The 17,122-nt window shown below is 37.7% G+C and carries 20 protein-coding genes; 15 read left to right on the top strand and 5 right to left on the bottom strand.

Annotation, left to right across the window (positions count from 1 at the left end; all coding sequences use genetic code 11):
• Positions 1-35: 35 nt before the first annotated feature.
• The 7 genes from mnmE to rlmC all read left to right on the top strand — a co-directional run bounded on the left by mnmE (position 36) and on the right by rlmC (position 6,916).
• Positions 36-1,394, top strand: a complete 1,359-nt coding sequence (gene mnmE / locus KKW16_RS02820) for a tRNA uridine-5-carboxymethylaminomethyl(34) synthesis GTPase MnmE (protein WP_140524230.1) — start codon at positions 36-38, stop codon at positions 1,392-1,394.
• A gap of 10 nt (positions 1,395-1,404) precedes the next feature.
• Entirely contained in the window at positions 1,405-1,971 is a 567-nt protein-coding gene (locus KKW16_RS02815) for a manganese efflux pump MntP (RefSeq protein ID WP_140450182.1), read from the top strand.
• Between the two features lie 66 nt (positions 1,972-2,037).
• Positions 2,038-3,906: a peptidylprolyl isomerase gene (gene ppiD / locus KKW16_RS02810; RefSeq protein ID WP_140524227.1), complete on the top strand. Its 1,869-nt coding sequence runs from the start codon at positions 2,038-2,040 to the stop codon at positions 3,904-3,906.
• A 78-nt stretch (positions 3,907-3,984) separates the two neighbouring features.
• Positions 3,985-4,335 (top strand): purine nucleoside phosphoramidase, encoded by a 351-nt coding sequence (hinT, locus tag KKW16_RS02805; RefSeq protein ID WP_032803248.1) that lies wholly within the window; start codon positions 3,985-3,987, stop codon positions 4,333-4,335.
• A complete protein-coding gene (locus KKW16_RS02800) occupies positions 4,335-4,685 on the top strand; it encodes a YcfL family putative periplasmic lipoprotein (protein ID WP_048954250.1) in 351 nt (116 codons plus the stop codon). Before hinT ends, KKW16_RS02800 begins: the two co-directional genes overlap by 1 nt.
• Before the next feature lie 3 nt (positions 4,686-4,688).
• Positions 4,689-5,741: a beta-N-acetylhexosaminidase gene (gene nagZ / locus KKW16_RS02795; RefSeq protein ID WP_048954248.1), complete on the top strand. Its 1,053-nt coding sequence runs from the start codon at positions 4,689-4,691 to the stop codon at positions 5,739-5,741.
• Positions 5,738-6,916: a 23S rRNA (uracil(747)-C(5))-methyltransferase RlmC gene (rlmC, locus tag KKW16_RS02790; RefSeq protein ID WP_048954247.1), complete on the top strand. Its 1,179-nt coding sequence runs from the start codon at positions 5,738-5,740 to the stop codon at positions 6,914-6,916. The genes nagZ and rlmC overlap by 4 nt, the downstream gene beginning before the upstream one ends.
• 365 nt (positions 6,917-7,281) lie before the next feature.
• Here rlmC and crp read toward each other — a convergent pair whose 3' ends face one another.
• From crp to coaBC, 5 genes are read right to left on the bottom strand one after another with little or no spacing between them, the layout of a single operon-like run.
• Entirely contained in the window at positions 7,282-7,959 is a 678-nt protein-coding gene (gene crp, locus KKW16_RS02785; protein WP_048954245.1) for a cAMP-activated global transcriptional regulator CRP, read from the bottom strand.
• Complete coding sequence (locus tag KKW16_RS02780) at positions 7,944-8,195, bottom strand: YheU family protein (RefSeq protein WP_005631427.1); 252 nt, start codon at positions 8,193-8,195, stop codon at positions 7,944-7,946. Before KKW16_RS02780 ends, crp begins: the two co-directional genes overlap by 16 nt.
• A gap of 21 nt (positions 8,196-8,216) precedes the next feature.
• Positions 8,217-8,873 carry a nucleoid occlusion factor SlmA gene (gene slmA, locus KKW16_RS02775; RefSeq protein ID WP_048954244.1) on the bottom strand — a complete coding sequence of 219 codons (657 nt, stop codon included), beginning with the start codon at positions 8,871-8,873 and terminating at the stop codon, positions 8,217-8,219.
• Positions 8,874-8,876: 3 nt separating this feature from the next.
• A complete protein-coding gene (gene dut / locus KKW16_RS02770) occupies positions 8,877-9,332 on the bottom strand; it encodes a dUTP diphosphatase (RefSeq protein ID WP_215767900.1) in 456 nt (151 codons plus the stop codon).
• A 47-nt stretch (positions 9,333-9,379) separates the two neighbouring features.
• Positions 9,380-10,582, bottom strand: a complete 1,203-nt coding sequence (gene coaBC, locus KKW16_RS02765; protein WP_215767899.1) for a bifunctional phosphopantothenoylcysteine decarboxylase/phosphopantothenate--cysteine ligase CoaBC — start codon at positions 10,580-10,582, stop codon at positions 9,380-9,382.
• A 163-nt stretch (positions 10,583-10,745) separates the two neighbouring features.
• Between coaBC and radC the strand changes: the two genes are divergently transcribed.
• The 8 genes from radC to nrfD all read left to right on the top strand — a co-directional run bounded on the left by radC (position 10,746) and on the right by nrfD (position 17,065).
• Complete coding sequence (gene radC / locus KKW16_RS02760; RefSeq protein ID WP_215767898.1) at positions 10,746-11,411, top strand: RadC family protein; 666 nt, start codon at positions 10,746-10,748, stop codon at positions 11,409-11,411.
• A 213-nt stretch (positions 11,412-11,624) separates the two neighbouring features.
• On the top strand, positions 11,625-11,861 hold the full coding sequence (rpmB, locus tag KKW16_RS02755; RefSeq protein ID WP_005599762.1) for a 50S ribosomal protein L28: 237 nt from the start codon (positions 11,625-11,627) through the stop codon (positions 11,859-11,861).
• 11 nt (positions 11,862-11,872) lie between these two features.
• Positions 11,873-12,043: a 50S ribosomal protein L33 gene (gene rpmG, locus KKW16_RS02750; protein ID WP_005613503.1), complete on the top strand. Its 171-nt coding sequence runs from the start codon at positions 11,873-11,875 to the stop codon at positions 12,041-12,043.
• A 71-nt stretch (positions 12,044-12,114) separates the two neighbouring features.
• Positions 12,115-12,927: a DNA-formamidopyrimidine glycosylase gene (gene mutM / locus KKW16_RS02745; protein WP_215767897.1), complete on the top strand. Its 813-nt coding sequence runs from the start codon at positions 12,115-12,117 to the stop codon at positions 12,925-12,927.
• 248 nt (positions 12,928-13,175) lie between these two features.
• Entirely contained in the window at positions 13,176-14,702 is a 1,527-nt protein-coding gene (gene nrfA, locus KKW16_RS02740) for an ammonia-forming nitrite reductase cytochrome c552 subunit (RefSeq protein ID WP_048954238.1), read from the top strand.
• Between the two features lie 76 nt (positions 14,703-14,778).
• Positions 14,779-15,429, top strand: coding sequence for a cytochrome c nitrite reductase pentaheme subunit (gene nrfB, locus KKW16_RS02735; RefSeq protein WP_118861666.1), 651 nt, complete (start codon positions 14,779-14,781; stop codon positions 15,427-15,429).
• Positions 15,426-16,103 carry a cytochrome c nitrite reductase Fe-S protein gene (gene nrfC, locus KKW16_RS02730; RefSeq protein WP_046939769.1) on the top strand — a complete coding sequence of 226 codons (678 nt, stop codon included), beginning with the start codon at positions 15,426-15,428 and terminating at the stop codon, positions 16,101-16,103. Before nrfB ends, nrfC begins: the two co-directional genes overlap by 4 nt.
• The gene (gene nrfD, locus KKW16_RS02725) at positions 16,100-17,065 is read left to right on the top strand and encodes a cytochrome c nitrite reductase subunit NrfD (RefSeq protein WP_215767896.1); all 966 of its coding nucleotides are present in this window, start codon (positions 16,100-16,102) and stop codon (positions 17,063-17,065) included. The genes nrfC and nrfD overlap by 4 nt, the downstream gene beginning before the upstream one ends.
• The last annotated feature ends 57 nt before the right edge of the window (positions 17,066-17,122 follow it).

Genomic DNA, 17,122 nt, shown 5'->3' with positions numbered 1-17,122 from the left:
AGAGTATGCTTACTCTACGTGATAATAGGTTTTTTATGAAAGAAACAATCGTTGCTCAAGCTACTGCGCCAGGTCGTGGTGGCATTGGGATTTTAAGAGTCTCTGGGCCTTTAGCAACAGAAGTTGCACAAGCGGTGTTAGGGAAATGTCCTAAGCCAAGAATGGCTGATTATCTCCCTTTTAAAGATGCTGATGGCACTATTTTAGATCAAGGGATTGCCCTTTACTTCAAATCACCAAATTCATTTACTGGTGAGGATGTATTAGAATTGCAAGGTCACGGTGGGCAGGTTGTATTAGATTTATTACTCAAACGTATTTTACAAATTGATGGAATCCGTTTGGCGAGACCGGGTGAGTTTTCTGAACAAGCTTTTTTGAATGATAAATTGGATCTTGCTCAAGCGGAAGCCATTGCAGATTTAATTGATGCGACATCAGAACAAGCAGCGCGCTCAGCATTAAAATCTTTGCAAGGTGAATTTTCAAAGAAAGTAAATGAATTAGTTGAATCGGTTATTTACTTACGTACCTATGTGGAAGCGAGCATTGATTTTCCTGATGAAGAAATTGATTTCTTGGCGGATGGAAAAATTGAAGCAAACTTACGCGGTATTATTAATCAGTTAGAAGATGTTCGCTCTGAAGCCAAACAAGGTTCTATTTTACGTGAAGGCATGAAAGTGGTGATTGCCGGTCGTCCGAATGCAGGCAAATCGAGCTTGCTTAATGCGCTTGCTGGTCGCGAAGCGGCTATCGTCACGGATATTGCGGGTACAACGCGCGATGTATTGCGTGAGCATATTCATATTGACGGCATGCCATTGCATATTATTGATACCGCGGGTCTTCGAGATGCAACCGATGAAGTCGAGCGCATTGGCATTTCTCGCGCATGGACGGAGATTGAACAAGCCGATCGTATTATTTTGATGTTAGATAGTAGCGATCCTGAAAGTGCAGATTTAAGTAAAGTTCGGTCAGAATTTTTAGCAAAATTACCCACAACGTTGCCTGTCACTATTGTTCGAAACAAAATTGATTTAAATGGCGAACAAGCAAATGAAAGCGAAGAAGACGGGTATCAAATGATTAGTCTTTCCGCTCAAACACATGATGGTGTACAACTTTTACGTGATCATTTGAAACAAGCAATGGGTTTCCAAACAGGCATGGAAGGCGGCTTTTTAGCTCGTCGTCGTCATTTAGATGCCCTTGAGAAAGCCGCAGAACATTTACAAATTGGTTTGGTTCAACTTACAGAATTTCACGCAGGAGAACTTTTAGCGGAGGAATTACGTTTAGTTCAAACTTACTTGAGTGAAATTACAGGCGAATTCACATCAGATGACTTGCTAGGTAATATTTTTAGCTCTTTCTGTATTGGAAAATAATTTCTAAATTATGAGCTTTTATACACTTTGTATTATTGCACTGGGCTTATCAATGGATGCCTTTGCTGTATCCATTTCTAAAGGTATTGTATTAAGATCTTTTCGTTGGAAACAAGCTCTTTATATTTCTCTCTGTTTTGGGTTTTTCCAAGGTATCATGCCTGCAATAGGTTTTTTTGTAGGCTTACAATTCAGTTCAATGATTCAAAATTGGGATCATTGGATTGGTTTTGTTTTACTTGCATTAATTGGCATTAATATGGTGCGTGAGGGATTAAATTCAGACTCTGAAGCAAGTGTAGAGCCATCTATAAATTTGAAACGTTTATTGACTTTGGGTTTAGCTACGAGTGTGGATGCCTTAGCAATTGGCATATCTTTTGCTTTTCTTTCTGTCGATATTTTTTCGGCTATGGTAATTATTGCACTGACTACTTTTATCGTTTCATTATTCGGCGTAAAGAGCGGTCATTTTCTTGGGCAAAAATTTAGATCAAAAGCGGAGATTTTTGGTGGCATAGTGCTGATTGGAATTGGCATTAGCTTGCTTTATGAGCACGGTGTTTTCACTTTTTAAGATGCTAATTTTCTACGTTTAGATTATAATCGGGGAAAATTTTATATTTATAACAAGGGTTATAGAATGTTAATTGAAAAAATGCACAATTTATCAAATTCAAAGGCTGCTAAGTTTATTCTGGGTTTGATCACGTTATCGTTTTTAGTCGGCGGTATGTCTGGCTATCTTTTTAGTTCAAATGATACTTACGCTGCAAAAGTTAATGGTGAAGTGATTTCGCAACAAGATTTTTTAAATCGCTATAACCAAGAATTTGAGGCTCGTGCACAACGCGAAGGCGAAGCATTTATGGCTCAGTCAGATTCTCCTGAATTTGTTACCGCACTTCGTCAAAGCACCATTAATCGAATGATTGATCAAGAATTGCTCCGTCAATATGCGAAAGAATTAAAATTAGGCGTCAGTGATGAAATGATTAAACGAGCAATCGTGACGGATCCTAATTTTCAAGTTAATGGAAAATTTGATAACGGTGTTTATCAACAAGTATTACAACAAAATCGTTTAACGTCAGATGGTTATGCAGCTATTTTGCGTGGCGCATTAACCCTTGAACAAATGCAAAGTGGTGTTGCTAACAGTGAGTTTATCGTGCCTGCTCAAGCAAAAAATACCGCAGAAGTTTTCTTTCAAAAGCGTTCAGTTCGTTTAGCAACATTATCTCTTGCTGATGAAATGGCAAAGCAAGCGGTATCTGATGATGAAATTAAAGCTTATTACGAGGCTAATCAAAAATCTTTTGTTCAGCCAGAACAAGTGAAGGTTCAATATATTGATCTCTCTGGTAGCCAAATCGAAAAAGGTATCGAAGTTAAAGATGTAGAAATTGCGCAATATTATCAAGATAATAAAGCTCAATTTATGACTCAGCGTTTAGCACATATTCAATTTGCAAATGAGCAAGATGCTAAGGTGGCTTACGATGAATTACAAAAAGGTGCAAATTTCGCTGATGTAGCTAAAGCTAAATCTTTAGATAAAGTTTCTGGTGAGAATGGTGGTGATTTAGGTTGGGTAAATGCGAATGAATTACCAAAAGCCTTTGAAGCTGCTGCAGCTGCATTGCAGGTAGGTCAATATAGCCAACCAATCAATGTGGATGGCAATTACCATATTGTTTTAGTGCAAGAGCGTAAAGCTCAAACTTTAGATGAAGTGAAAGCACAGGTTGCAGATTTAGTTCGTAAATCCTTGTTAGAAAATCGTTATTACGCAATTGAAAAGCAAGTGCGTGATAAGGCTTTTGAGGATAGTAAATCGTTGAATAGTGCGGCACAAGTTGCAGGTGTTAAAGTTCAAGAAAGCGGTTATTTTTCTCGTCAAAATGTACCTGCAGAATTAAATTTCCCTAATGTAGTTTCTGCGGTTTTTGAATCTGATATTGCCAATGGAGGCGCTAATTCAGAGCCTTTGAATGTTGGCGATTATCACGCTATTGTAGTGCGTGTGTTAGAGCACAAACCTGAAGGTGTGAGAACATTGGAAGATGCGAAAGCAGATATTGAAATGTTCTTAAAACGCCAGAAGTCTGAAAATGTTCTTAACGAAAAAGCACAACAAGTGGTGAAAGCATTAAGCGAAAATGCTGAATCGAAAGTGGATGGAATTAATTTCTCAAGTGAGCAGAGTTTTACTTTAAGTGAAAATAAAGATCCAATTTTAACAAATGATGTATTTTCAATTGCTAAACCAACATCAGGTAAAACGGTTTACCAAGTTGCTCATAATGAGAAAGGCGATGTAGTTATTATTGCTTTAAATAAAGTAGAAGACGGCGTGCTTAACGATAAAGAATTAAGCCAATTTAGTGCCCAATTATTACGTACAAGTCAGGCTGAAGTTCAAGCGCAATTAATGCAAGGATTGCGTGAGAGAGCAAAAATTGAAGTCAATGACTCTTTCATTAATCAAGATGATGAAGCACAGCAATAATTGATTAAATTGCAATCTCAGATAAATTTTGATAAAAAGTGCGGTAAATTCACCGCACTTTTTTATAGGGAGCAAACAATGGCAGAGGAAACAATTTTCAGCAAAATTATCCGTAAAGAAATTCCTGCAAATATCGTCTATCAAGATGAATTAGTCACTGCGTTTCGTGATATTTCACCGCAAGCTAAAACACATATTTTGATCATTCCAAATAAAGTAATCCCAACAGTGAATGATGTGACGGAGCAAGATGAAGTAGCGCTAGGTCGATTATTTAGCGTGGCGGCTAAGCTTGCTAAAGAAGAAGGCATTGCAGAAGATGGTTATCGCCTAATTGTGAATTGCAATAAACATGGTGGGCAAGAAGTATTCCATTTGCATATGCATTTAGTCGGTGGTGAACCTTTAGGTAGAATGTTAGTTAAATAATGAAAAAATATTTTTTAATTTTGGCGAGCCTTGTGCTCGTGGCTTGTTCAAGTTCAGTAGAAGACTTAACTTATTCAACGAAGCCGATTTTAAATATCACATCTAATCTTTTACCTTTAATTCAAGTTGAAACGAGTCAAAAATCAGCGCTTATAAAAAATAAAAGTCAGCAACTTTTGAAGATAAGTTACTACTTGTATTGGTATGATCATTTAGGGGTAACCCAAACTTGGGAAAATCAGCAAGAAAGCTATTCCGCTCAATTGTTGCTAAAACCACAAGAAGAGAAATCAATCGATTTAATTAAACCTACTGTAGAAAGTAAAAATTATCGCCTTTATTTAAAATAATTTATGAGCACGTTGTTAATTGATTTAAAAGGAAAAGAGTTGGAACAAGAGGAAGTTGAGTTACTTTCTCATCCTCTTGTTGCGGGATTGATTTTATTTACTAGAAATTTTGAAGACAGAGAACAAATTCAAGAATTAATTCGTTCTGTTCGTCAACGAGTGAAAAAGCCTTTATTGATTACGGTGGATCAAGAAGGCGGACGAGTTCAACGTTTCCGTGATGGATTCACAATGTTGCCTTCAATGCAGGCTTTTCAAGAAATACTGTCAACAACTGAACAAGTGAGTTTTGCTAAAGAAGCAGGTTGGCAAATGGCTGCAGAAATGATTGCCTTGGATATTGACTTGAGTTTTGCGCCGGTGCTGGATTTGGGGCATGAATGTCGAGCGATTGGTGATCGCAGTTTTTCATCTGATGTAAAAAGTGCGGTAAATTTAGCAATCGCTTTTATTGATGGTATGCATCAAGCAGGTATGGCATCTACAGGTAAACATTTCCCTGGACATGGTCATGTATTAGCCGATTCTCATTTAGAAACCCCTTATGATGATCGCACAAAAGACGAAATTTTTAGTTGCGATCTCCAACCTTTCCAACAGTTGATTTCACAAAATAAACTCGATGCCATTATGCCTGCGCATGTCATTTATAGACAATGTGATAGTCAACCAGCAAGTGGTTCAGAATATTGGTTGAAAGAAATCTTACGAAAACAACTAAATTTCCAAGGTGCAATTTTTTCCGATGATCTTGGTATGAAAGGCGCTGGCGTAATGGGCGATTTTGTAGAGCGTAGCAAAAAAGCGCTTAATGCAGGTTGTGATCTTTTGTTACTGTGCAATGAACGTGAAGGTGTCATTCAAGTATTAGATAATCTAAAACTTACTGAAAATGAACCGCACTTTATGGCTCGTGAAGCTCGCTTACAAAATTTATTTAAACGTAGCGTGATCAAGTGGAATGATTTGGTTTTAGATCAACGTTGGAAACTGAATCACCGAAATCTCGCAGATATTCAAAGCCGTTGGCTAGATATTCAGGCTGCAAGAAAATGATTGATTGTCGATACTATCAACAAAATGAGTGTCGTTCTTGTCAATGGCTTGAAATACCTTATAGTCAGCAGCTAGCTGAAAAACAACACCATTTAAAGCAGCAACTGATTTCTATTAATTGCGATGGAGCGCAATGGTTGGCTCCTTTTGAATCTGATGAACAAGGCTTTCGTAATAAAGCTAAAATGGTTGTTAGTGGCAGTGTTGAACGCCCGATACTTGGCATTTTAAAAAATCCTAATGATCCACAAAGCGCGATTGATTTGTGTGATTGTCCCCTTTATCCAACTCATTTTTCATTGATTTTTCCTGTTCTGAAGGATTTTATTGGCCGTGCTGGTTTAGTACCTTATAACATTGCTAAACAAAAAGGCGAGCTTAAATATATTCTGCTCACAGAAAGTATCGCGACGGGAAAATTAATGTTGCGCTTTGTATTGCGCACAGAAAATAAATTGCCATTAATTCGTCGAGAATTACCCAAATTATTGGAAAAATTATCTCACTTAGAAGTGGTTAGCATTAATTTACAACCACAACACGCAGCCATCTTAGAAGGTGAACAAGAAATTTTTCTGACAGAACAACAATTTTTACCTGAGAATTTCAACGGTATTCCACTCTTTATTCGCCCACAAGGTTTCTTTCAAACTAATCCTAAAGTGGCGGCGGGATTATATGCAACCGCTCAGCAATGGGTAAGAGAATTACCAATCTATAAAGTCTGGGATTTATTTTGTGGTGTGGGTGGATTTGGCTTACATTGCGCGAAAGCTTTAAAGGAAAAATGGGGAAAAAGTATTGAGTTGACTGGAATTGAAATTTCCTCATCAGCTATTTTTGCGGCGAGTCATTCCGCTAAAATATTAGGTTTAGAACATGTAAATTTCCAATCACTAGACGCGACAAGTGTGATGAAAAATCAGAATGAGAATAAGCCAGATCTTGTGATTGTAAATCCACCACGTCGTGGAATTGGAAAGGAATTAAGTGAATTTCTTAACCAAATTCAACCGCACTTTATCTTGTATTCCAGCTGCAATGCCGTGACAATGGGGAAAGATTTACAGCATCTCACTTGTTATAAACCATTGAAAATTCAACTTTTTGATATGTTTCCGCAAACATCTCATTATGAAGTATTAGTTTTACTAGAAAGAAAAAAGAAGAGTTAAAGAAATATAAAAAGGTTGGGGATTTGAACGAAGGGTGGTGGAACTAAGCAGAATTGGTCTTAACAGCAAGTGGCTTACTGCACGCATCCCTGCGGGATTTCTACCTAGCCCACCATAGATTAGAAAATGCATCTTGGTGTTCTAGCTTTTGCGGCATAAAACTATGCAATAAGGTTATAAACCTTTAAAAGCCACTATATCAGGAGACCAATCCTGTCTTCCCACTATATTTGTAAGAATTTGGATAATAATAGAATCCTTTATATTAATTGTCAATTAATGTTTTGAATATTATTTCCAATTAAACAAAAACCATCCAAATTGATTTTGGATGGTTTCATTATTGAATAATTTATGATGAAAAATTATCTTGCGCCATATACAACAATGGTTTTTCCATGGGCATGAATAAGATTTTGATCCTCTAACATCTTAATAATACGTCCTACAGTTTCTCGTGAACAACCAACCATTTGTCCAATTTCTTGACGTGTAATTTTGATTTGCATTCCATCAGGATGTGTCATTGCTTCAGGCTGTTTAGCTAAGTTCATTAGCGTTTGAGCAATACGACCTGCCACATCTAAGAATGCTAAATTACTCACTTGGCGTGAAGTATTTTGTAAACGTCTTGCCAATTGTGCGGTTAAAAACATTAAGATTTCTGGGTTAGCTTGAATTAATTGACGATATTTTTTATAGGAAATTTCAGCAATTTCACATGTTGTTTTTGTTTTAACCCATGCTGAACGTTTTGAGCCTTCATCAAATAGCCCTGCTTCTCCAAAGAATTGTCCGGCTCCTAGATAAGTTAGGATCATTTCTTTTCCTTCATCATCTTTTGCAGAGACCATTACAGTACCTTTAATCACATAATAAAGTGTAGTTGCATCCTCTCCCGCATGAATTAGCGTAGATTTTGCTGGATATTTGTGTAAGTGGCAATGCGTAAGAAACCAGTCTAAAATAGGATCTCGAGTCGTTGATTCTTCTTCCTGTGGTGGAACTGATGCTTCATCAATTTCGGTTAATTCATTTGACATTCGTGCTCCTTACATTCCTGTTTCAAAAATTCCGTTTTATTTTTGATGTCAATGGATTCATGCAATTCAGACCATACAATCACCGCAATTCCATTGCGAATTTGAGTCAGTAAAAGTTGTTTTTTTTGGTTGAGTGAAAGTTCTTCTATACCGTAATCGGTTCCTTCGCGTAAAATTACGCTTTCTACGATATTATCTAATGTTTCTGCTTCCAGTTCTTGCCAAGGAATAATCATATATTTACTCGGTAAAGTCAATTAGGCAAAAAGTGGCTCGATAAAACGCCATTGTTGTTCGAAAGACTGGCTTGCATTCAGACGGAAATTAGTACGAACATAGCGCATAAATTGTCCTTCACATAGTGTGACTAAATGCGAAGCAATTATGCGTTCATCCACATTAAAGCCGCGTCCTTCACGCAATTTTCGCATTTGTAAAATATTGACAAACTGCATTTCAAGACGATTAAAAAATTGTGCGACTCGAACTTGCAATTGCGCATCTTCAAACATTAATGCATGGCCCGTTAGAATTCGAGTTAACCCAGGATTTTTACGGGCAAAATCTAAGATCGTTTGTAAAATATCATGAATGCGATTCATTGTTTGGGTTTCGTTACGCATAGAAGCGGTAATACGGCTTAGTAGGGTATTTTCGATATGCTCGATTAAGGCTTCAAACATTTTTGTTTTGCTTGGAAAGTAACGATATAACGCAGCTTCAGATACCCCAACTTCTTTTGCTAGACGAGCCGTTGTCATACGCTCCATACCTCGTTCGGAATGAAGCATATGTATCAATACAGTAAGCACTTGTTGACGACGTTCTTTTACCGTTCTTTTTTCAATTTTTGGTGTTTCAATTTTAGGCGTAATTTCTTCCACGCCCGATAAAGATAATTGTTCTTCTACCATAAATTATTGTTTACCTGAATGACCGAAACCGCCTTCACCACGTTCGGTTTGTTGAAAATTTTCTACAATATTAAATTCGGCTTGTACTACTGGCACGAAAACAAGTTGAGCAATGCGATCGCCGACTTCAATTTTGAATGGCTCATTTCCACGGTTCCACATTGATACCATTAATGCTCCTTGATAATCGGAGTCAATTAATCCCACAAGGTTTCCTAGCACAATACCATGTTTATGGCCAAGACCTGAGCGAGGCAAAATCACTGCCGCTAAATTTGGATCTGCAATATAAATTGAAAGCCCCGTCGGAATTAATTTGGTTTCACCTGGTTGAATTTCAAAGCTTTCATCGATCAACGCACGTAAATCAAGACCCGCCGAACCTTCAGTTGCGTAAGTTGGCAGAGGAAATTCATTTCCAATGCGAGAATCTAAAATTTTTACGTCAATTTTTTTCATGTAATACTCCGTTTGAAATTCATTTTTAGGTAAAAGTGCGGTTGGAATTATAAGGTTTTTTGATAGCGTTCAATGATTACATTAACTAAATCAGCTGCAAGTTCCACTTTTGATTTTAGCGATAATTTTTTATGACCATTTTTCCAGAAAAGCTGTAAGGCATTTTCATCTGCGTTAAAAACTTGTCCGCCAGATACATCGTTGGCACAAATCATATCAAGATTTTTGCGTTCAAGTTTATCTTTTGCGTAATCATCAACATTTTGGGTTTCAGCCGCAAATCCAACAGTAAAAGGGCGATGTGTTTTTAAATGTCCTACATCTGAGATAATATCGGGATTTTTAATTAACTTGATAGATATTTCATCGCCAGATTTTTTAATTTTTTGGTCAGCAACTTCGGCTACTCTGTAATCAGCAACAGCCGCACAGCCAATAAAAATTTGATTTTTCGCCGCACTTTCAAGAGAGGCTTTCCACATATCTTGTGCTGAGATGACATTGATTCGATTTACATTTTTTGGTGTTGTTAAATTCACTGGCCCTGAAATTAGCGTGACGTTCGCCCCACGTTCGGCAAATGCTTCAGCAATCGCAAATCCCATTTTCCCTGAACTATGGTTAGAAATATAACGAACGGGATCGATTGCCTCACGCGTTGGGCCTGCTGTAATAGCGACATTTAATCCTTGTAGCTCTTGTTTTTGAGAGAAAAAGTCAGAAAGTGCGGTAAAAATTTCCTCTGGTTCTGACATACGTCCTTTCCCCATATCGCCGCAAGCCTGAAAACCACTATTCGGGCCAATAAGCTCAATTCCACGCGTTTGAAGAGCCGTTAAATTTTGTTGAGTAATGGATTGGCGATACATCTGCTGATTCATTGCTGGGGCAAGAAAAATTGGCGCATCAGTCGCAAGACAAATTGTTGAAAGTAAATCATTCGCCATGCCTACAGTAAGACGGGCAATAAAGTCTGCACTAGCTGGCGCAATAATAATGGCATCGGCCCATTTGGCAAGCTCAATATGCCCCATTGCCAGCTCTGCTTGTGGATCAAGTAAAGATTGTGCGACAGCATTGCCAGAAATGGCTTGAAGCGTTAAAGGCGTAACAAATTCTGCCGCAGCAGGGGTTAATACTACACGTACTTCAGCTTCTGCTTTGCGTAATAAACGAATCAACTCTATTGTTTTATAGGCAGCAATTCCGCCAGTAATGCCAACTACAATATGTTTTCCGTTTAATTTCATGTTTCAACCTTTGTTAGTACTTAGCCACAATTCTGTTATTTTACTTTAATTTTATTGAATGCCCAATGCTATTTTTGCGATGCATATCGCAAACTTTACATAAGTTACTCGTAAAACAAGAAAAGAGCGGTCAAAATTTTTTCTATTTTGCGTTTAATATTTTATGGAAAACAATGATGATTTAATGCCACGGGAAAAATTGCTTAAATTTGGTGTAGAAACGCTCGCTGATTATGAATTGCTGGCGATATTTTTACGAACTGGCATAAAAGGCTGCCCAGTAATTCAGCTTTCGAAAAATGTCTTATCACATTTTGGTTCCTTGCATACGTTACTTTCTGCAGATGAAAAATCCTTCTGTTCCGTAAAAGGCTTAGGCATTACGCAATTTATTCAGCTGCAAGCAATTACGGAAATGACCAAGCGTTATTTAAAGCAAGAGATGTTAAGTACTCCGATTATTAATGATCCTGAAACGGTAAAACTTTTTTTACTCACTGAATTGCAACATGAGGAAAGAGAAGTGTTTATGGTTTTATTTTTGGATAATCAACATCGTCTGATTAAAAAAGAGCGGTTATTTTTAGGTACAATTAATGTGTCAGCGGTTTATCCTCGGGAAATAATTAAAGAGGCACTTTATTGTAATGCGGCTGCTTTAATTTTGGCGCATAATCATCCTTCGGGTATAACGGAGCCGAGTTATTCGGATCAGCTTATTACTAAAAAAATTCAGGAGTCTGCAGAACTAATGGAAATCAGAGTGCTTGATCACTTAATTGTCGGAAAAACAGATTGCTATTCTTTTGCAGAGAACTTTTTATTATAAATTTTTATAATGTTGACCATTTTTTTACCGATTACATTCAGGAAAATCGCATTTACACTTGAGAAATGAAAACAAAGCCAGTATAATTTGCGACCTTTAATATAGTAAGCGGGTCGGATTAGCGCGACCTGACGAGGTAGCAAGCTGGTTTTAACTGGCTTTAAACAATCCGAACCGTAAGCTCGAGCTTATATTTAATTATTGGAGATTATTATGTCTAGAGTTTGTCAAGTAACAGGCAAGCGTCCAGCTGTGGGTAATAACCGCTCACACGCGTTGAATGCGACACGTCGTCGTTTTCTTCCAAACCTTCACACTCACCGTTTCTGGGTTGAAAGTGAAAACCGTTTCGTAACCTTACGTTTAACTGCGAAAGGTATGCGTATTATTGATAAAAAAGGCATTGATGCAGTATTAGCTGAAATCCGTGCTCGTGGCGAAAAAATCTAAGGAGCTAAAAAATGGCAGCTAAAGGCGCTCGTGAGAAAATCCGTTTAGTTTCTACTGCAGAGACCGGTCACTTCTACACAACTGATAAAAACAAACGTAATATGCCTGAAAAAATGGAAATCAAAAAATTTGATCCAGTAGTGCGTAAACACGTTATCTATAAAGAAGCAAAAATCAAATAATTTTGCTTATTTAGAAAAAGCCCGACATTGTTCGGGTTTTTTTGTATCACAAATTTATTAAGGAACAAATCATGCCGGAACTTCCCGAAGTCGAAACTGCACTACGCGGTATTCGCCCTTATCTTAAGAATTTTACGATTGAGAAAGTTGTCGTGCGCCAGCCTAAATTGCGCTGGGTCGTATCAGAGGAATTGATAACCCTTAAAAATGTAAAAATTGTCGATCTCACTCGTCGAGCAAAATATTTGATTATTCATACGGAAAAAGGTTATATCATCGGGCATTTGGGCATGTCAGGTTCGGTGAGAATTGTGCCACAGGATAGCGCAATAGATAAACATGATCATATTGATATTGTAATGAACAATGGCAAATTATTACGTTATAACGATCCTCGTCGTTTCGGTGCATGGTTGTGGACGGAGAATTTAGATGACTTTCATCTTTTCTTAAAGCTAGGGCCTGAACCGCTTTCTGATGAATTTAATGCAGAATATTTATTCAAAAAATCTCGTCAAAAATCAACCGCACTTAAAACCTTCTTGATGGATAACGCTGTGGTGGTGGGCGTTGGAAATATTTATGCGAATGAAAGTTTGTTTATTTGTGGTATTCATCCACTTAAACTCGCTAAAAATCTGACCCGCAATCAATGTATTTCCTTAGTGAATACAATTAAAGATGTTTTGAGAAAAGCTATTATTCAAGGTGGAACCACACTTAAAGATTTCTTACAGCCAGATGGGCGCCCAGGTTATTTTGCACAAGAATTATTGGTATATGGCAATAAAGATAAACCTTGTCCAAAGTGCGGTACAAAAATTAAAAGTTTAGTAATTGGACAAAGAAATAGCTTTTTTTGTTCTAGATGTCAGAAAAAATAATAGGTATAACCTCTCAAAATTTAACAAAAAAGAGTTAACTCTTATTGGTGCCATACCTATATTTTAGTATTTTGAAAAATAAGTTTGATCGATCTCAAGTTTTTCTACAGAGACTGTAGAAAAACTTTTTTATTTTGTTATTTTACCCTCGAATGAATCTATATCCACATGTTTTATGTGGTATTAAGAATAATTCTCAACTTCCTATTTAACCTAACTTTTTTATTACAACAAATGGAGTGATTATCGTGAACGCATTCAAAAAAAGCCTCATTGTGGCAGCGTCTTTCGCGAGTTTAAGCTTATTTAACTCAGCGGTAGCTGATATGGTTTATAAGCCATTAGAACAACCTGTTGAACCAGTAAAACCAGATTTGAAAATTGAATCTGTAAATGAAAAATTTGCAGAAAAATATCCAAATCAATATAACAGCTGGCGTTCAACTGCAAATGGCAACGGCGAAAAAATTATTTATGCCGATGAAGAAAATCCACGCTTAATTGTTCTTTGGGGCGGTTATTCATTTGCAAAAGAATACAATGCACCGCGTGGTCACTTTTATGCGGTCACTGATGTTCGTAGCATTCTACGTACTGGTGCACCAAAAACAGCAAATGATGGTCCACAACCAATGGCATGTTGGACATGTAAAGGCCCTGATGTTCCACGTTTAATCGCGGAATGGGGCGAAAAAGATTATTTCAACGCGAAATGGGCAAAAGGTGGTCCAGAAATCGTGAACTCAATCGGTTGTGCTGACTGTCACGATACGACCTCTAAAGATTTTGCTGAAGGCAAACCAGCATTACGTATTGCACGTCCACACGTATTACGCGCCCTTGACGCTTTAGAAAAAGCAACTGCTGAAAAAGATAAAGCGGAAGGTCGCCCACACAATAATTTAAGTTTCAACACTGCAGCTCGTACTGAAAAGCGCGCTGAAATCTGTGCAAACTGCCACGTTGAATACTACTTCGCAGGCGATATCAAACAAGTAACCTTCCCTTGGAATAAAGGTCAAACTGTTGATGATATTGAAAAATATTATGATGAAATTGGTTTCAGTGACTGGACTCATAGCCTTTCTAAAGCACCAATGTTAAAAGCTCAACACCCTGACTTTGAAATTTGGTCTTTAGGTATGCACGGTAAAAACGGTGTAACTTGTGTAGACTGTCACATGCCAAAAGTACAAGGTAAAGACGGTAAAGTTTATACTGATCACCAAATCCAAAATCCATTCGATGCATTTGACCGCACTTGTGCAAACTGTCACGATCAAAGCAAAGAAAAATTACGCGATATCGTCACTTCACGTAAAAAAGAAGTGAAAGATGTAATGGGTCGTTTAGAAGAGCAAGTTGTTAAAGCTCACTTTGAAGCGAAAGCTGCTTGGGATGCAGGTGCAACTAAAGAAGAAATGGAAGCGGCATTAATGGATATTCGTCATGCTCAATGGCGTTGGGATTATGCTGCAGCAAGCCACGGTGGTCATATGCACGCACCTGAAGTAGTGCTTCGTGTATTAGGTTCTGGCTTAGATAAAGCAGCGGATGCTCGTACTAAACTTGCAGCAATCTTAACTAAACACGGTGTGAAAACTCCAGTTCAAATCCCAGATATTTCAACAGCTGATAAAGCATGGAAAGTAATGGGTATTGATATTGAAAAAGAACGCAAAGCTAAAGAAGAATTCTTAAAAACTGTGGTACCACAATGGGAACAACAAGCTAAAGAAAAAGGCTTATTAGTTGATCCACCAGCACAAAAATAAATGAAAAATCCACCGCACTTTTAAGTGCAAAATGGAAAGTGCGGTGATTTTCAAGGTCAAATTTGAGGTAACCCAAATGAATTTAACTTCTTTAATCAACAAATCTGCAAAAGCGTTAGCGTTAAGTGCGGCATTTGTAGCAGTGCCATTTTTGGCTCATGCTGATGATGCACAAAAACCTGCGGATCACTTTACTTATGAGCCGCAATTAGATAACCAACGCGATCCAAATCAATATTGTGCTAAATGCCATAAATTCGACAAAGTAGATAAAAACCAAACTGTAGATCAGTCTGGTGGCGAACTTCACTTTGGTAAATTCCATGGTGCACACTTAGATAAGAAAAATCCAAATAACGGTAAAGCAATTACTTGTGTAAGCTGTCATGGTAACGTTTCTGAAAACCACCGCCGTGGTGCTAAAGATGTTATGCGTTTTGAAGGGGATATTTTCGGTAATAAAAAACCGATGTATTCAGTTCAAGAACAAAACCAAGTTTGTTTTGCTTGTCACCAACCTGACAAACTTCGTGAAAAACTATGGGCGCATGATGTACACGCAATGAAATTACCTTGTGCAAGTTGCCATACGCTTCACCCGAAAGAAGATGCAATGAAAGGTATTCAACCAAAACAACGCGTTAAACTTTGCGTAGATTGCCATGGTGAACAACAAAAACGTAAAGCAGAACAAGATAAACTAACCGAACAAAAGGATAAAAAATGACAGCCTGCTCACGCCGAAACTTTGTTTCCGGCATGGGGGCAGTGATCCTTATGACGGGAACATCTTTACCTTCTTTTGCGAAAGAAGACAAGGCGGATAAACCTAAACGTTACGCAATGGTACACGATGAAAATTCGTGTATCGGCTGTACAGCCTGTATGGATGCATGCCGTGATGTAAACCAAGTGCCAGAAGGCGTTTCTCGCTTAGAGATTCTACGCAGTGAACCTTACGGTGAATTTCCAAATCAGGAATATGAGTTCTTCCGTCAATCTTGCCAACATTGTACAAATGCACCTTGCGTAGCAGTTTGTCCAACTGGTGCATCTTTTATTGATAAAGAGACTGGCATTGTAGATGTACATAAAGATTTATGCGTAGGCTGCCAATACTGTATAGCAGTTTGCCCATATCGTGTACGTTTTATTCATCCAGTACATCGTACCGCAGATAAATGTAACTTCTGCCGCGATACAAATTTAGCTAATGGTAAACAACCGGCTTGTGTGGAAGCTTGCCCAACCAAAGCATTAACCTTTGGGGATATGAATGATCCGATGAGTGCAGTTTCACGTAAAGTGAAAGAAAAACCGGTTTATCGCACTAAAGTGGAGTTAGGTACACAACCAAACTTGTACCACATTCCATTCCAACATGGGGAGCCTAGAAGATGACATTAGATTATCCAGTTCCATTTCATACGCCTAATTTAGTGTGGGATTCTACCATTGCGATCTACTTGTTTTTATTGGGGATCTCATCTGGTGCGGTGCAGTTGGCAATTGCTTATAAACGTAGTAATAAATTAATGAACCCAAGTCAAAATTGGATTATTCGATCTGGTGTGATTTTGGGATCTGTACCAACATTAATTGGTTTAACGCTATTAGTTTTCCACTTAGCAAGACCTTGGACATTCTGGAAATTGATGTTTAACTATCAATTTAACTCCGTAATGTCGATGGGGGTCATGCTATTCCAAATTTATATGTTGTTTTTAGTAATTTGGGGGGGGGTGATTTTCAAAAAAGAAATCGAAGTATTAATTAATCGCTTTATGCCAAAACTACAATTTGTGATAAAACTCATCGGTATTGTAGAACGTATTGTCAGTCCAGTAGAAGTTATTCTTTTCATATTGGCGGCAGTGCTTGGTGCATACACTGGTTTCTTGCTTTCTGCATTAATTAGCTATCCAATGTTGAATAATCCTGTATTACCTGCATTGTTCTTAGCCTCTGGTACGTCGTCTGGTATTGCCGCAACCTTCTTAATTATCTTGATAGCGGGAAAATTAAAAGGTGATTCTCACGAATCGCACTTCATCCACAAATTCGAAGTGCCAATTATGGTGACAGAACTTGGTTTGCTTGTATGTTTCTTCGTTGGCTTACATTTTGGTGGTGGACAAAAAACAGTTGCATTACATAATGCATTATCTGGTTTTTGGGGAGCTGTGTTCTGGATTGGGGTATTCTTTATTGGTATCTTGATCCCATTAATTGCCAATATGTTTGTGAATGACCGCTTAAAATATAATCGTAACTTTATTATCTTAGTATCAATTTTTGACTTAATTGGAGTATTTTGTTTACGATTCTTTATATTGTATGCAGGGCAATTAACAGTCGCGTAAATTAAAATTGTATTTAGAGGAAAGGCGTAATAATATGCGCCTTTCTTTTTATTTGTC

Source organism: Haemophilus sp. SZY H8 (assembly GCF_018829755.1).
GTDB lineage: Bacteria > Pseudomonadota > Gammaproteobacteria > Enterobacterales > Pasteurellaceae > Haemophilus > Haemophilus haemolyticus_K.
The sequence above is the reverse complement of the archived record's forward strand: the minus strand, read 5'-3'. Positions and strand labels throughout refer to the sequence as shown.

Bases quoted from the DNA above. Each gene is read 5' to 3' on its own strand.
- KKW16_RS02780 (WP_005631427.1), bottom strand. From the start codon at position 8,195: ATGATTATTCCTTGGCAAGAACTGGAAGCAGAAACATTAGATAATATC.
- KKW16_RS02815 (WP_140450182.1), top strand. From the start codon at position 1,405: ATGAGCTTTTATACACTTTGTATTATTGCACTGGGCTTATCAATGGAT.
- nrfB (WP_118861666.1), top strand. From the start codon at position 14,779: ATGAATTTAACTTCTTTAATCAACAAATCTGCAAAAGCGTTAGCGTTA.
- mnmE (WP_140524230.1), top strand. From the start codon at position 36: ATGAAAGAAACAATCGTTGCTCAAGCTACTGCGCCAGGTCGTGGTGGC.
- ppiD (WP_140524227.1), top strand. From the start codon at position 2,038: ATGTTAATTGAAAAAATGCACAATTTATCAAATTCAAAGGCTGCTAAG.
- KKW16_RS02800 (WP_048954250.1), top strand. From the start codon at position 4,335: ATGAAAAAATATTTTTTAATTTTGGCGAGCCTTGTGCTCGTGGCTTGT.
- mutM (WP_215767897.1), top strand. From the start codon at position 12,115: ATGCCGGAACTTCCCGAAGTCGAAACTGCACTACGCGGTATTCGCCCT.
- radC (WP_215767898.1), top strand. From the start codon at position 10,746: ATGGAAAACAATGATGATTTAATGCCACGGGAAAAATTGCTTAAATTT.
- hinT (WP_032803248.1), top strand. From the start codon at position 3,985: ATGGCAGAGGAAACAATTTTCAGCAAAATTATCCGTAAAGAAATTCCT.
- coaBC (WP_215767899.1), bottom strand. From the start codon at position 10,582: ATGAAATTAAACGGAAAACATATTGTAGTTGGCATTACTGGCGGAATT.
- slmA (WP_048954244.1), bottom strand. From the start codon at position 8,873: ATGGTAGAAGAACAATTATCTTTATCGGGCGTGGAAGAAATTACGCCT.
- rpmG (WP_005613503.1), top strand. From the start codon at position 11,873: ATGGCAGCTAAAGGCGCTCGTGAGAAAATCCGTTTAGTTTCTACTGCA.
- rlmC (WP_048954247.1), top strand. From the start codon at position 5,738: ATGATTGATTGTCGATACTATCAACAAAATGAGTGTCGTTCTTGTCAA.
- nagZ (WP_048954248.1), top strand. From the start codon at position 4,689: ATGAGCACGTTGTTAATTGATTTAAAAGGAAAAGAGTTGGAACAAGAG.
- rpmB (WP_005599762.1), top strand. From the start codon at position 11,625: ATGTCTAGAGTTTGTCAAGTAACAGGCAAGCGTCCAGCTGTGGGTAAT.
- nrfD (WP_215767896.1), top strand. From the start codon at position 16,100: ATGACATTAGATTATCCAGTTCCATTTCATACGCCTAATTTAGTGTGG.
- dut (WP_215767900.1), bottom strand. From the start codon at position 9,332: ATGAAAAAAATTGACGTAAAAATTTTAGATTCTCGCATTGGAAATGAA.
- crp (WP_048954245.1), bottom strand. From the start codon at position 7,959: ATGTCAAATGAATTAACCGAAATTGATGAAGCATCAGTTCCACCACAG.
- nrfC (WP_046939769.1), top strand. From the start codon at position 15,426: ATGACAGCCTGCTCACGCCGAAACTTTGTTTCCGGCATGGGGGCAGTG.